Annotated in this window: 15 protein-coding genes; 8 read left to right on the top strand and 7 right to left on the bottom strand. The window is 72.0% G+C overall.

Annotation, left to right across the window (positions count from 1 at the left end):
• Position 1 precedes the first annotated feature (1 nt).
• Entirely contained in the window at positions 2–547 is a 546-nt protein-coding gene (locus tag IH45_RS0100195; protein ID WP_030659513.1) for a cysteine hydrolase family protein, read from the top strand.
• Between the two features lie 33 nt (positions 548–580).
• Here the strand turns inward: IH45_RS0100195 and IH45_RS0100190 are convergent, their stop codons facing one another.
• Positions 581–988 carry a RidA family protein gene (locus IH45_RS0100190; protein ID WP_030659510.1) on the bottom strand — a complete coding sequence of 136 codons (408 nt, stop codon included), beginning with the start codon at positions 986–988 and terminating at the stop codon, positions 581–583.
• 316 nt (positions 989–1,304) lie between these two features.
• On the opposite strand from IH45_RS0100190, the gene IH45_RS0100185 reads away from it, so the two are divergent.
• From IH45_RS0100185 to IH45_RS0100170, 4 genes are read left to right on the top strand one after another with little or no spacing between them, the layout of a single operon-like run.
• Complete coding sequence (locus IH45_RS0100185) at positions 1,305–1,490, top strand: hypothetical protein (RefSeq protein WP_030659508.1); 186 nt, start codon at positions 1,305–1,307, stop codon at positions 1,488–1,490.
• Positions 1,487–2,314 (top strand): hypothetical protein, encoded by an 828-nt coding sequence (locus IH45_RS0100180; protein WP_030659505.1) that lies wholly within the window; start codon positions 1,487–1,489, stop codon positions 2,312–2,314. Before IH45_RS0100185 ends, IH45_RS0100180 begins: the two co-directional genes overlap by 4 nt.
• Complete coding sequence (locus tag IH45_RS0100175; protein ID WP_030659502.1) at positions 2,311–3,246, top strand: DUF6895 family protein; 936 nt, start codon at positions 2,311–2,313, stop codon at positions 3,244–3,246. Before IH45_RS0100180 ends, IH45_RS0100175 begins: the two co-directional genes overlap by 4 nt.
• Complete coding sequence (locus IH45_RS0100170) at positions 3,243–4,352, top strand: serine hydrolase domain-containing protein (protein ID WP_030659501.1); 1,110 nt, start codon at positions 3,243–3,245, stop codon at positions 4,350–4,352. Before IH45_RS0100175 ends, IH45_RS0100170 begins: the two co-directional genes overlap by 4 nt.
• A gap of 109 nt (positions 4,353–4,461) precedes the next feature.
• Here the strand turns inward: IH45_RS0100170 and IH45_RS0100165 are convergent, their stop codons facing one another.
• Complete coding sequence (locus IH45_RS0100165) at positions 4,462–5,082, bottom strand: YigZ family protein (RefSeq protein ID WP_030659499.1); 621 nt, start codon at positions 5,080–5,082, stop codon at positions 4,462–4,464.
• A 316-nt stretch (positions 5,083–5,398) separates the two neighbouring features.
• Here IH45_RS0100165 and IH45_RS0100160 point away from each other — a divergent pair, with 316 nt between their 5' ends.
• Positions 5,399–5,806 (top strand): CoA-binding protein, encoded by a 408-nt coding sequence (locus tag IH45_RS0100160; protein WP_030659497.1) that lies wholly within the window; start codon positions 5,399–5,401, stop codon positions 5,804–5,806.
• Between the two features lie 67 nt (positions 5,807–5,873).
• Here IH45_RS0100160 and IH45_RS0100155 read toward each other — a convergent pair whose 3' ends face one another.
• Positions 5,874–6,230 carry an STAS domain-containing protein gene (locus IH45_RS0100155; protein ID WP_158812826.1) on the bottom strand — a complete coding sequence of 119 codons (357 nt, stop codon included), beginning with the start codon at positions 6,228–6,230 and terminating at the stop codon, positions 5,874–5,876.
• 527 nt (positions 6,231–6,757) lie between these two features.
• Between IH45_RS0100155 and IH45_RS0100150 the strand changes: the two genes are divergently transcribed.
• Positions 6,758–7,078: a hypothetical protein gene (locus IH45_RS0100150; RefSeq protein ID WP_030659492.1), complete on the top strand. Its 321-nt coding sequence runs from the start codon at positions 6,758–6,760 to the stop codon at positions 7,076–7,078.
• Between the two features lie 590 nt (positions 7,079–7,668).
• On the opposite strand, the gene IH45_RS0100145 is transcribed toward IH45_RS0100150, so the two are convergent.
• The 4 genes from IH45_RS0100145 to IH45_RS0100130 form a co-directional block, all read right to left on the bottom strand.
• The gene (locus IH45_RS0100145; protein WP_030659489.1) at positions 7,669–8,721 is read right to left on the bottom strand and encodes a helix-turn-helix domain-containing protein; all 1,053 of its coding nucleotides are present in this window, start codon (positions 8,719–8,721) and stop codon (positions 7,669–7,671) included.
• 321 nt (positions 8,722–9,042) lie between these two features.
• Entirely contained in the window at positions 9,043–9,609 is a 567-nt protein-coding gene (locus tag IH45_RS0100140; RefSeq protein ID WP_030659487.1) for a YbaK/EbsC family protein, read from the bottom strand.
• A gap of 44 nt (positions 9,610–9,653) precedes the next feature.
• Complete coding sequence (locus IH45_RS0100135; RefSeq protein ID WP_030659485.1) at positions 9,654–10,226, bottom strand: helix-turn-helix domain-containing protein; 573 nt, start codon at positions 10,224–10,226, stop codon at positions 9,654–9,656.
• A gap of 161 nt (positions 10,227–10,387) precedes the next feature.
• Positions 10,388–11,044 (bottom strand): TetR/AcrR family transcriptional regulator, encoded by a 657-nt coding sequence (locus tag IH45_RS0100130; RefSeq protein WP_234440372.1) that lies wholly within the window; start codon positions 11,042–11,044, stop codon positions 10,388–10,390.
• Positions 11,045–11,286: 242 nt separating this feature from the next.
• Between IH45_RS0100130 and IH45_RS0100125 the strand changes: the two genes are divergently transcribed.
• Positions 11,287–12,504, top strand: a complete 1,218-nt coding sequence (locus IH45_RS0100125; RefSeq protein ID WP_030659480.1) for a cytochrome P450 — start codon at positions 11,287–11,289, stop codon at positions 12,502–12,504.
• Positions 12,505–12,506 lie beyond the last annotated feature (2 nt).

Below are 12,506 nucleotides of genomic sequence, written 5' to 3'. Positions count from 1 at the left end.
CATGCGTACGGCGCTCATCGTGATCGACATGATCAACACGTACGAGCACGAGGACGCCGAACGGCTGCTGCCGTCGGTCCGCGAGGCGCTGCCCGGCATGCTGCGCGCCCTGGAGCGCGCCCGCGCGGACGGCTCGGACGTCGAGGTCATCTACGTCAACGACAACTTCGGCCGGTGGCGCTCGCACCACGACGAGATCCTGCGGATGGCACTGGACGGCCCGTACGCCGACGTGGTGGAGCCGATCCGCCCCGACGACTCCTCGCTGTTCGTGGTCAAGGCCCGCCATTCGATCTTCTACGAGACACCGCTGGAGTACCTGCTCGGCCAGCACGGCATCCGGCGGACAGTGCTGTGCGGCCAGGTCACCGAGCAGTGCGTGCTGTACTCGGCCCTGGACGCGCACATCCGCCACCTGGACGTGACCGTCCCGCGCGACGCGGTGGCCCACATCCACCCCGACCTCGCCGACGCGGCGCTGCGCATGATGGAGCGGAACATGGGGGCGCATGTGACGGAGTCGGGGGCGGACGACCTCTTCGGCTGACGGAGCGTCAGCACCCCGGCATCGACGGAGGGTTCAGTCGATGACCGCGGTCGCCTCGACCTCCACCAGGTGCTCGGGTATGTGCAGCGCCGCGACCCCCAGCAGCGTGGACGGCGGCACCGGCGTGCTCCCCAGCTTCGCGGACGCCCGGGCGACGCCCTCCATGAACAGGGGCAGCTTGTCCGGGGTCCAGTCCACGACGTAAACGGACATCTTCACCACATCGCCGAAAGAGGCACCGGCCTCGGCCAGGGCCGTACCGACGTTGAGGTAGCACTGCTCGACCTGGGCGGCGAGATCGCCCTCGCCGACCGTGACCCCGTCGGCGTCCCAGGCGACCTGCCCGGCAGTGAAGACGAGCTTCGATCCGGACGCGATCGACACCTGCCGGTAGGCGGGGATTTCCGGCAACCCCTCGGGGTTCACGAGCGTGACGGCCATGCGGTCTCCGTAAGTCGTCGGGCGGCCCGGCAGCGCCGGAGCGAAGTGAGCCCGGTTTCCTGTGGTTACCGGGGAACCGTAGGAGAGTGGCCACTGACATGGAAGAACGCACTTTTTGGTGACTGGGGAACCTGTTGGTGACCGGGCAGTTCACCGGGGCACCCGCGGAGGCGGACCCGTCGCGCACCGGCCCGCCCCCCTTGCCACCAAATGGTCGATATGTCGATTCGGGCGTAGTTTGGGAGGTGGTATCGGGGCACCACCGGACCTTGGTGGTGACATCTCTTCGAGGGAGCGAATGATGCTTGCCCAAACCATGCGGACCACCGGCCTCGCACTCGACGAGGGAACCCTCGGGTGGGTGGCGACCCAGCCGGAAGCGCCGCTGAGCGACGCACCGGTCCCCGCACCGGAAGCGGGAGTCGGCGGCTCGGGCGCACTCGTGCTGGGGCTGGGGCTCGCCCTTTCCCCCAAGGAGCCGAAGGAAACGAAGCGCCGGTGATTTCCGAGCGCGCACGAACCGCCCACAGCGAATCGGCCGACCAGTTGGCCCGTCGCGCCCTCGATGCCCTTCAGGGCACCGGGGGCGCCGCCGTGGCCGCCGCACACGTGGAATCCGCGTCGTCGGGGTCCGACGGCGACCCGGCCGTCGCGCTCGGAGCGGTCCGCATACTGGGCGCGGACGTTCTCGCCCCGTACATCCTGACCGGCCAGAGCCCGCCCGCCGGCGAGACGGAGACCCTCGGACTGGCCCTCGGCGCCCTGCCGCCCACCGATCCGCCGCCCGCCGCTCCGCCCGACGGCCCCGAGCAGGCATGGACCATGGCCTGGATCGACTGGGGCCTGTCCACCGCGCTGTCCCGCCTCGACCCCGCCCGCTCCCCGGCGCCGGCGGCGCCCCTCCCCCAGGCCCCTCCGCGGTGCGACGACTCCGCACCCCGCCATCTGCCGCCGACCCCCGCCCCGGAGGGCGGCGACCGTGCACACGGTTCCGACGGCACCGCACGGGAAGGCTGGGTGCCTTGGTCCGTACGGATGGGACAACTGGCCTCGCTGGCCCTGCCGGGGCTGGACGGCCCCGTACACGACGCCGCCCGGTCCGGCGTCCTCGGGCTGGCCCGCGGTGCCACCCGAGCCACGCTGCGACGCGACTTCCCGACCGCCGCGCGCATCACCCGCTGGCTGGCCTGGCTGGACGCCGACGGGCAGCGACTGCCGCTGGATCCCATGCTCCTGACCGAGCACACCGGGCTCCTCGGCGGCGGCGACCGCACCGCGCTGGACACCGCCGTCGCCCGCCGGCTGCTCGGCGTGGAGGCCGTATGAGCCCCGCCCCGGCGCGTACCGCGCACGACATCGGCTCCCGCGCCCTGACCTGGCTGCACGCCAACCGCGAGCACGGCGCGCTCTCCGACGTGCCGCGTGCCGACCTCGCGGACGAAGCCGAGGCGTACAAGGCCGTCGGGGAAACGGCCCTCGCCGCCTCGCTGGTCCTGCGCAGCGGGGTCGCCGGAACGGCCGAACTCGGCCTCGCCCGCGAGCTGCTGGAATTCTGCTGGGGCCAACTGGACGACGGCTCCCTGCTGTACGAACGGATGCTGCGGCACCCGCTCGCGACCGACCCCATGGAGACGTACGCGCACTTCTTCCGAGGCGGCTATCGCCACCCGAAAGTGGAGCGGTTGATCGCCCACACCGTCGCGCTGCGTTCGACGCACGTCGTGGAACACATTCCGAACCGGCGGCTCGCGGTCGCCAACGCCGCGCGCGTCGTCGGTCTCGACCACGGGCCCGGCGCCTCCGACTGGGCCGGGCTGACCCGCGCCACCTGGCTCGGCGCCACGCCCGAGCCCTGGCACATCGACTGGCTGACCGGCTATTCCGTCACCCACACCGCCTTCCACCTCACCGACTGGGGCCGGCTGCCCGACGGCCTGCCGACCGACCTGGCGCACTACCTCACCCGGTGGCTGCCGGTGTGGACCGACATCTGGGCGGAGGCCGGGCAGTGGGACCTGATGGCCGAGCTGATGATCGTCGGAACCTGCCTGCCCGAGCCCTGGACCGAGGACGACGACTGGCAGCGGCTGGCGGCCGTCCAGCACGCGGACGGCATGGTGCCCCGCGACGACCAGCCCGTGGACGGTGACGCGGCGCAGCGCTTCGACGCGCACCAGCACCCCACCATCGTGGCGTTGATCGCCGGAACCCTGGCCCTCGTACGCGCCCTGGACACCCCGAAGCAGCCCGGCTCATGACCGGGGCACCGGTCGTCGCGACGGCCCCGTTCGCCTGGGGACCGCCCCCGGCACGGGACCTGCCCGAGGCGCTGCTGTCCGCGGCCCCGGGCGCGAGCGCCGTCGCCGTCGGCCTCTACCGGCGCGGGCAGCGGTCGTTCGCCGTACGGGGCTGCACCGCGTTCGAGGGCGGGGTGCCGGTCGAGCCGTCCACCCGCTTCGAAATCGGCTCGCTCACCAAGACGTTCACCGCGCTGCTCTTCGCCGAGCTGGCGGCCCGCGGCGACGTGGGACACCACGACCCCGCCGCCCGCCACCTGCCGCCGGGCACCCGCGTCCCCGTACACGGTCAGGAAATCACCCTCACCCACCTGGCCACCCACACCTCCGGCCTGCCCCGGCTGCCCCCGGGCCTGCTGCGCTCCGCCGTCGGCCGGCTCACGACCAACCCGTACGCCGGCTTCGGCCGCGCCGACGTGCTGCGCGCCCTGGCCCGTACCCGACTGCGGTCCCAGCCGGGCGACCGGGTGCACTACTCGAACTTCGGCGCCGGCCTCCTGGGGCACGCCCTGTGCGGCGCGGACGGCGGCGTCCCGTACGAGAACCTGCTCGCGGCCCGCATCCTGCGGCCCCTCGGCCTGCACGACACCAGCGCCACGCCGGACCCGCCAGCCGGGGCCACCCAGGTCACCGGCTACTGGCACCACCGCCCCCGGCCGCCGTTCGCCATCCCGGGCCTGCCCGGCGCGGGCGCCGTCCGCTCCAGCGCCCACGACCTGCTCACCTACACAGAGGCCCTGATCAGCCCGGGAACAGCGCCGGTCACCGGCGTACCGTCGGCCCCGCTGCGCACCGCTCTGGAAGACGTCGTACGCCCCCGGCTCGCCCTGCCGCGCAGTACGTCGCGGCTCGCCCTGATCTGGAACATCCGCCCCCGCCCCGACGGCTCCGGCCTCTACCACCACTCCGGCGGCACCCGCGGCTGCACGGCCTTCCTGGGCTTCAGCATCCGCCACGACACCGCACTGGTCGCCCTGGCCAACTGCGCGTCCGGCCCCGGCAACGCGCTGGTGCAGCGGGCGTACGACACCTTGTCGGGGTTGGTCCGGGAGCGGGCCGGAGGGTGAGGGGGCGGGGCCGACCAGGCCCGGCAGGAGGAACGACGCCTACCGGTTCATCCCTCCCTGCGTACGCGCCTCCCCGTACGCCTCTCCGCGTATGCGCTTGGCCGTATGCCTACCCGTACGCCTCCCCGCCCATCTCCAGCCCGGCCGTGCCCGCCGTCGTATCGGCCAGCCAGGCACGGAACGCCTCCAGGTCGGATTCCGGCAGCCCGACCTCGATCCGTACGTCGGCCCCGTACGTCACCTCGCGCACCGCTCGCCCCGTGGTCCGCAGATCGTTCTCCACCCGCCCCGCGCGCTGGTGGTCGACGGTGACGGTGACCAGCCGGAAGCGCTGCCGGGTCACCGTGCCCAGCGCGTCCAGCGCCTCGCCGACGACGCCCCCGTACGCGCGGATCAGGCCGCCGGCGCCCAGCTTGATGCCGCCGAAGTAGCGGGTGACGACCGCGACGACGTACCTGACCTCACGGCGGACCAGCATCTGCAGCATCGGCACCCCCGCGGTACCGCCCGGCTCACCGTCGTCGCTGGCCTTCTGCACCCCGCCGTCCGCCCCGAGAACGTACGCGAAGCAGTTGTGCCGCGCGGTGGGGTGCTCCTTGCGGACGCGCGCGATGAAGTCCTGGGCCTCGATCTCGGTCGCCACGGGGGCGAGCGAGCAGATGAAGCGGGACTTGTTGATCTCGATCTCGTGAACACCCTCGCGCGCGAGAGTCCGGTACTGGTCCTGCATCCGGCCACCCTATGCGGCGCGGGGAGGGGCCGGGGAACGGCATGGGCGCTCCGGGCACCGGGAGCTTGCGCCGCGACCAGGGCGGGCCCAGGGCACTGGTGGACTGCTTCCCGCTGCTTCCCGCTGCTTCCCGCTGCTTCCCGCTGCTGGGCAGCGTAACGGCTCCTCTTACGACACCCGAGCCGCCGCACGCCCAGCCAACAGCGGCCCACCCTCCACGGGAATCTTCCGCCCCTCGCACACGTTCTCGAATGCAAGCGGCCGCCCACACGCGACCGCATCCAACGGACTTCGGTCCCACCCACGGGAGGCAGCTGTGTACGGCGATCCGGCGACGATCCGCAGGATTCTCCAGGAGACCGGCGACACCTGGGCGATCGTGGGCCTGTCGGCCAACCGGAACCGCGCGGCATACGGCGTCGCCGACGTACTCCAGCGCTACGGCAAGCGCATCGTCCCGGTCCACCCCAAAGCCGAATCCGTCCACGGCGAACAGGGCTATCCGTCCCTGGCCGCCATCCCCTTCCCCGTCGACGTCGTGGATGTCTTCGTCAACAGCGGACTGGCGGGCGGTATAGCCGACGAGGCCTTGGCCATCGGCGCCAAAGCCATCTGGTTCCAGCTCGGAGTGATCGACGAAGCGGCCTACGACAGGGCACGGGCAGGCGGCGTCGACATGGTGATGGACCGCTGCCCGGCGATCGAGATACCCCGGCTGGGCTGAGCGGCACGGCCGCTGGATTCCGTCGGCCGGGAGTTCCCCGGTGCGGCTTCGGCGGCCGCTCACCCGTTCACCGGCGCAGCAGCTGCCAGAGCCGGTTTCGCGCGATGGCCTCGGCGACCGGCCAGCCGGTCGAGGACAGCGCGAGGTATCCGTCAGCGGCGAGTACGGCGTCTCTCAGGCCCAGGAGGGTGTAGAGGCTGCCGTTGTCGCACCAGGTGACGCCGGACAGATCGAGCCGCAGGCACCGGGAGCCGGCCTCGATCAGGAAGACGACGGTGTCGCAGAGGCTGTTGACCGTGTGCACGTCGAACTCGCCGGTGAGGAACAGGATCGTGCTGCCGTCAGGGGTGCGCGTCACGTCGATGACCAGGCGCGCGTCGGACGGTCCGGCCGGCTGAGGGCCCTGCGGCAGCTTCCGTCGCACGGGCATCACCTCTTTTCCCCGGGCGATGGCGAGTGACGTCGGCACGACGTGCCCGTGCGGACCGGGGCCGGGCGGAAGGTGCGGGGGGTGCCGGTGCGCTCGCATACGCCCCGTACAGCCGTACGGGGCTCGCGGCGGCGCGCGGGGCCTGGGGTGGGACGGCAGCGCATGGCATGTCTGTGTGAAAAAGATCCATCGGCGTCCTCCGAGCGCTGACCGGGCACAGCTCACCCGACGCCGACCAGACTTCCCGGCACACCGCACGCCTGACACGTGTTACTGGCAGGGTACGAGCCGAGGCGTTGCTTGGCCCGGACATCAGTCGCAGACAGTGCGCCTTTCGCACCGTCACCCCGCCAAAGGCACACGTTCTTCACCGATGCACGGGACACGTCCGTACGCCCTCGCACCCCGGAACCCCTGGGGCATCGGCGCCGGCTTCCACCGCCGGGGAAGGCACGGCGGTGTCGGTGGCCGTTCACCGAAGTGCTGGTCTAGGGAAAACAGGCGTGGGGCATACCCCCGGTATGACACTGCAGGACCACTACCCGCCTGCCGCCGAGCCCGGGGACGAGAACGAGCGGCCGCTCGACGAGGTCGCCGCCGAGCAAGCCGTGCTGATGACTCAAGCCGCCGTGCGGGCCCGAAGCTGCCTGGAGGTCGACGACCTCCGGGGCGCTTTCACGGCTGCCTGTGAAGTCCAGGCTGCGTGCAGCCTCGTATCCGAAGCTCTGGTGGTCATGCTGTCGCGTCAGCGGCTGATGGCCAGGGGCCTGCTGGAGGACCCGGCAGCGGAACGCAGGGACCATCGGGGCGGTGACGCGCCGAGTGGGACAGCGGTGACTTGAAGGTGTGAACGGTTCGGATGGCTTCGCAGGCCGCACCGGCCTGCCCGATCAGCCTGCCCAATCGGCCTGCCCAATCGGCCTTCCCGATCCGCCTTCCCGATCCGCCTCCCGATCCGTCTGCCCGATCGACTTGCCCGCCCGGTCCCGCGCGGGCAGGACCATGCGTGCAGGATGGCGGCAGACGGGTACCTGTGAAGGGCGGGGAGTGCCGACGCGGCGTCGTGGCCGGTCGGCGGACTCGCGTCCCGGGACGCGGCTCCTCTCCACGTCCCGGGCGGGTGCCACGCTGGTCGCGGCCGGGGTTGCGAGTGTGTCCCGCTGCGACGGGCGGGCACCGGCCGGATCCGTGTGTCCGCTGCTGGAAGCGCGGATCCGGCAACCTGCGCGAGCACTCCGGCCGCTCGGCCGGACGAACAGCCGGAACAAACCTGCCGGGCGCCCGGCAGGCCCTAACAGGGTAGGACCGCCAGGGAAGCCGCTCAACGCGCGTTTCGCACGGGCGGTTCCCACGGCTCCGGCGCACGGCCCTGCTGTAGGACTCCGTTGTACGACTCCGTTCGCCGCATTGTGGTCGTGGTGCGGCCCGCCCGCTAGGACGCGGGGTCGATCAGGAACTCCTGGGCGGTGCCGCCCGTACAGCGCTGGAGCATGACTTCGACACCCGCGGTCGTACGGGAATCCCTGACGCCCAGGCACTGCTGTCCGTCGGCGCGGAAGACGTACCGGCCGTGCTTCCCGCCCGTACCGGACGGTTTCGGCTCAACGCGGAAGGTGCTCGCCTCGCCGCAGGCGTTCCGTGGTTCCAGGAGCCCGTCCGCCTGGCCGCCGGCCAGAGCCTTCAGGCATCCCTTGCCGCGGTCGGGGTGCACCCAGGCGATGCGGTAGGTGTGCGTGCCGACCGGTTCCAGCTCGGTGCGCTGCGGTGCGACGTCCCCGCACGGCCGCTGTACGGCCACCAGGTCGCCGTAACGTTTGTCCTGGACCAGGCCTTCGGTGACGCAGAGAGCGGGAGCCGCGGCGGGACGGATCCGTATCCAGCCCGCGGGGGCCGCCTGCTGGACGCCGGCCCTCGCGCCGGTTGCGGTGTCGTTACTCCGCCCGGTCTGCCGCTGGGCCGGGGCCGGGGCTTCGGCGGTGGTTCCGTGCTTCCCGGGCGTGCCGGCGGCGGAACCCGTCGGTGAGTCCCCGGAGGTCAGCGCCCAGGCCGTGGCCCCCACCCCGACGAGGACGGCCGCCGCCGCGAGGAACAGGGGGGCGCGGCGGGGTGCACGGCGTGAGAGGCGGCGGTGCCATGGGGTTTCCGTCGCCGTTGCCGGTTCGGTCGTCGTCACGTATTCGGCCGGCGGGTCCATCGGCCTGCGGGTCCCTGCCGCCACGTTCTCGCGGGCCTCCAGCCAGGCCGTCAGCCGCTCCCCCTCCCCGCAGGCGCGTACGAAGACGGCCAGGACCTCCGGGCGCGGCAGCCGCCTGCCACCCAAGATGTCCGCGAGGGTGCTGCGCGCCAGCACCTCGCCCTGCTCGGCGGCGCGTTGTTCGAGCTGCCGGTAGGTGAGGCCGCGGCGCTCCTTGAGGTCCCGCAGCATGGCGAGGAATTCCGTTACGTCACGGGCCGCGGCCGGATCCGTGCTCCCCCTGATGTCCATGGCGCGAATGATCGGGCACCCGGCCCGGTGCGGCTATACGAGAACTCGCCAACTGCGCACGGTTCCGGACAGTGACCGGACAGCGGCCGGACAACAGCCGGACAGCGGCGGACAGCACCGGACAGCGACCGGACACACTGAGGACAGGACTGAGGACAGGACTGAAGACAGAGCTGAAGACAGGGTGTTCATCAGGCCGGACACTCTCCCGGCAGCCCCGGGCACGACGCGGTCGAGCCGCCGTTCAGCGTGCATCCCCCGGCGACTTTTGGACACAGCCCGGGCCCGACCCCGACACGGCGTGGCCCGGCCCGGCCCCAGCTACTCCCCCGCCCCGGCCCCCAGCCCTTCGATAACCGTCGCCCCCGGCAGCTCCCCCAGCGCCTTGCCCGGAACGATGAGCTTGCCGCGCCGGCTGCCGCTGCCGATCAACGCGTACGGGGTGTCCACCACGGCGGCGTCCACGAACAGGGGCCAGTCGGCGGGCAGGCCGATCGGGGTGATGCCGCCGTACTCCATGCCGGTCTCGCCGACGGCGGTGTCCATGGGCGCGAACGACGCCTTGCGGGCGCCGAGTTGGCGGCGTACCGCCCCGTTCACATCGACCCGGGTGTGCGAGAGGACCACACAGGCGGCGAGGGTGACGGCGCCGCCCCGCTTGCCCGCCACCACCACGCAGTTCGCCGACTGCTCCAGCAGCCACGCGCCGTGCTGCTCCACGAGGACGGCGGTGTCCGCGATCGCCGGATCGGTGTCCACGTGGTGGAACTGCTCGACCGGTACGGTTCCCCGCCAGCCGCGGATCGCGGCGGCGACGGGCTCGGGCAGCAGGTCCAGGCAGTCGAGGGCGGGGCGGACCACGTCGAAGGCATCCATGGGCACGGGCATGCCGCTCAAGCTAACAGCCCTGCCGGGCCGTACGCCGGGGCGTCTCAGCCGGTGAGCGGGATGAGGACCGCCATCGTCATCAGCAGTGGCCGGTCGCCGTCGTTGCGGTAGCCGTGCGCCACCTTGGCCTCGAACGTCGCCGCGCCCCCCGTGGGCACCAGGTGCTCCGCACCGTCCACCACGAGCGTCAGCTCGCCCTCCGTGACATGGAGGAGTTCGACCGAGCCGGGCGGGTGCGGGTCGGACGTGCTCTGCTCGCCGGGCATCAGCCGCCACTGCCACAACTCGAAGGGGCCCGGAGCCTCCCCGCCCACCAGGAGAGAGGTGTAGCTGCCCGCTTCGGTGGACCACATCCGTACCGCTTCCCCCGGCGCCACGATCCGAACGTCCGGGCCCTGCTCGTAGTCGAGCAGGGTGGTGATGCTGACACCCAGCGCGTCGGCGATCTTGACGGTGGTGCCCACGCTCGGGTTGGTCCGGGCCTGCTCAATCTGGATGATCATGCCGCGGCTGACCCCGGCGCGGGTGGCCAGCGTGTCGAGCGTGTAGCCGCGCTCGGCCCGCCAACGCTTGAGGTTGCGGGCCAGCGACTGGGTGAGCTGGTCGAGGTCGGTCACGGTCCGGTCCGTCCAAGGTCGGGGCGCGGGGCTGCGGGGGCGCGGGGCTACGGGGTGGTGGTGTGGGTGTGGTGTGGGGTGCACTTCGGCGTGCAGCACACTGTACTGCGGTCGGCCGCCGCTCCGGCTCCGTGGAATTATGGACGCAACGAGCGGCGCCCTCAGCGATGCTGCTCGATGAGCATCCGCGCCATCCGCTGCGCCCTGCGGGCGGCCTCCGTGTCGCCCTCGGCCGCCGAGACGATCGACCCCTTCATCAGGATGTGCCACGACCGCGCGAAAGCGTCGGTGTCCCGGAGCCCGGCCTCCTCCGCCAGCGACCGGACGAAGGCGCGGATGTTCTCCAGGTGGGCGATGCTCGCCTGCCCCAGCGGGTGGTCCCGGCCCATTTCCAGCAGGACGTTGATGAAGGTGCACGCGTCGAAGTCGGGCCGGCGGAACCACTCGTCGAACACGTCGAAGACGGCGAGCAGCTGTTCCTCCGGGGTCGTGCCCCGCTGCCGCGCTCCGGCCGCCACGTAACCCAGCGTCCAGCGCTGCTCGCGGCACCGCAGAAACTCCAGCACCAGCTCGTCCTTGGAGGGAAAGTTGCGGTAGAGGGTGGCCTTGGCCACCTGGGAGCGGGCGATGACCTCGTCGACGCCGACCGCGCGGACCCCGCGCCGGGAGAACAGCTCGTACGCCGTCTCCAGGATGCGTTCGCGTGCCGTGGCGGACGGACGGGCGGCCGGCGCCGTGGCTCTCGCGCCGGTCGCGTCCCCTGAAGCCATCGGGTCCCCCTGCTGAACGTGGTGGTGATCGTGGACATGCTCATCCACCCTGACACGGTACGGGCACGGCCTGCGGGACAGAACTGCCGGGCCCGGACTTCAACACCTCATTGACGGATCGCTACGACGATATTTACGACGATATTGACGAATCGCTTCGGCGGTCGGCGCCAACCCTTCGCTCCGGCGGTCAATGCCAACGGGCCGCATCGGCGGTCGATGCCAACCCTTCGCTCCGGCAGTCCGCGCCGGGCTGGTCACGCCCGGGTGGCGGCGGCTACCGTCCGCGCATGGAAGGAGTCCAGGCAGTCTTCGATCCCTGGTCGCCGGATTTCGTCGCCGACCCGTACCCCGCCTACGCCGAGCTGCGCGCCCGCGGCCGGGTGCACTATTTCGCACCCTCCGACCAGTGGCTCGTCCCGCACCACGCGGACGTCGCGGCGCTGCTCCGCGACCGCCGTCTGGGCCGTACGTACCGGCACCGCTACTCGCACGAGGAGTTCGGCCGCACCGCCCCGCCGCCGGAGCACGAGCCGTTCCACGTGCTCAACGACAACGGCATGCTCGACCTGGAGGCGCCCGCCCACACCCGCATCCGCCGCCTGGTCTCGAAGGCGTTCACCGCCCGTACGGTCGAGCGGCTGCGGCCGTACGTCGAAGCCCTGGCGGACCGGCTGGCCGCGGACCTGGTCGCGGACGGCGGCGGGGACCTCGTGGCGCGGGTGGCGGAGCCGCTGCCGGTGGCGGTGATCGCCGAGATGCTCGGTATCCCGGAGGGCGACCGGCAGTTGCTGCGCCCGTGGTCGGCCGCGATCTGCGGGATGTACGAACTGAATCCGCCGGAGGAGACGGCCCGGCGGGCGGTGGCCGCCTCGCTGGAGTTCTCCGGCTATCTGCGGGAGTTGATCGCCGCTCGGCGCAGCGCGCCCGGGGAGGACCTGATCTCCGGGCTGATCTCCGCGTACGACGAAGGCGAGTCGCTGAGCGAACAGGAGATGATCTCCACCTGTGTGCTGCTGCTGAACGCGGGGCACGAGGCCACCGTCAACGCGACGGCCAACGGCTGGTACGCGCTCTTCCGCCACCCGGCGCAGCTGGCGGCCCTGCGCGGGGACCCGGCCGCGCTGCTGCCCACCGCCGTGGAGGAGCTGCTGCGCCACGACACCCCGCTCCAGCTCTTCGAACGCTGGGTGCTGGACGACATCGAGATCGGCGGTACGGTCGTGCCGCGCGGCAGCGAGGTGGCACTGCTCTTCGGCTCGGCCAACCACGACCCGGCGGCCTTCGACCACCCCGAACGGCTCGACCTCGCCCGTAAGGACAACCCACACATCTCCTTCAGCGCGGGCATCCACTACTGCATCGGCGCTCCCCTGGCCCGTATCGAACTGGCCGCCTCACTGGCGGCGTTGCTCCGCCGGGCCCCGGGTCTGCGCCTGGCCGCCACGCCGGAACGCAAGCCGAACTTCGTGATCCGCGGACTGCGCGAGCTGCTGGTCGCGGTGTGAGG

This window comes from Streptomyces rimosus subsp. rimosus (genome assembly GCF_000720725.1).
In the GTDB taxonomy this organism is placed as follows: Bacteria; Actinomycetota; Actinomycetes; order Streptomycetales; family Streptomycetaceae; genus Streptomyces; species Streptomyces rimosus_A.
Note: the sequence above shows the minus strand (reverse complement) of the source record. Positions and strands in the feature narration are given on the sequence as shown.

Coding starts and splice junctions, on each gene's coding strand:
- IH45_RS0100170 (WP_030659501.1), top strand. CDS start 3,243: ATGACCGGGGCACCGGTCGTCGCGACGGCCCCGTTCGCCTGGGGACCG.
- IH45_RS0100150 (WP_030659492.1), top strand. CDS start 6,758: ATGACACTGCAGGACCACTACCCGCCTGCCGCCGAGCCCGGGGACGAG.
- IH45_RS0100190 (WP_030659510.1), bottom strand. CDS start 988: ATGGCCGTCACGCTCGTGAACCCCGAGGGGTTGCCGGAAATCCCCGCC.
- IH45_RS0100175 (WP_030659502.1), top strand. CDS start 2,311: ATGAGCCCCGCCCCGGCGCGTACCGCGCACGACATCGGCTCCCGCGCC.
- IH45_RS0100145 (WP_030659489.1), bottom strand. CDS start 8,721: ATGGACATCAGGGGGAGCACGGATCCGGCCGCGGCCCGTGACGTAACG.
- IH45_RS0100195 (WP_030659513.1), top strand. CDS start 2: ATGCGTACGGCGCTCATCGTGATCGACATGATCAACACGTACGAGCAC.
- IH45_RS0100140 (WP_030659487.1), bottom strand. CDS start 9,609: ATGCCCGTGCCCATGGATGCCTTCGACGTGGTCCGCCCCGCCCTCGAC.
- IH45_RS0100185 (WP_030659508.1), top strand. CDS start 1,305: ATGCGGACCACCGGCCTCGCACTCGACGAGGGAACCCTCGGGTGGGTG.
- IH45_RS0100125 (WP_030659480.1), top strand. CDS start 11,287: ATGGAAGGAGTCCAGGCAGTCTTCGATCCCTGGTCGCCGGATTTCGTC.
- IH45_RS0100165 (WP_030659499.1), bottom strand. CDS start 5,082: ATGCAGGACCAGTACCGGACTCTCGCGCGCGAGGGTGTTCACGAGATC.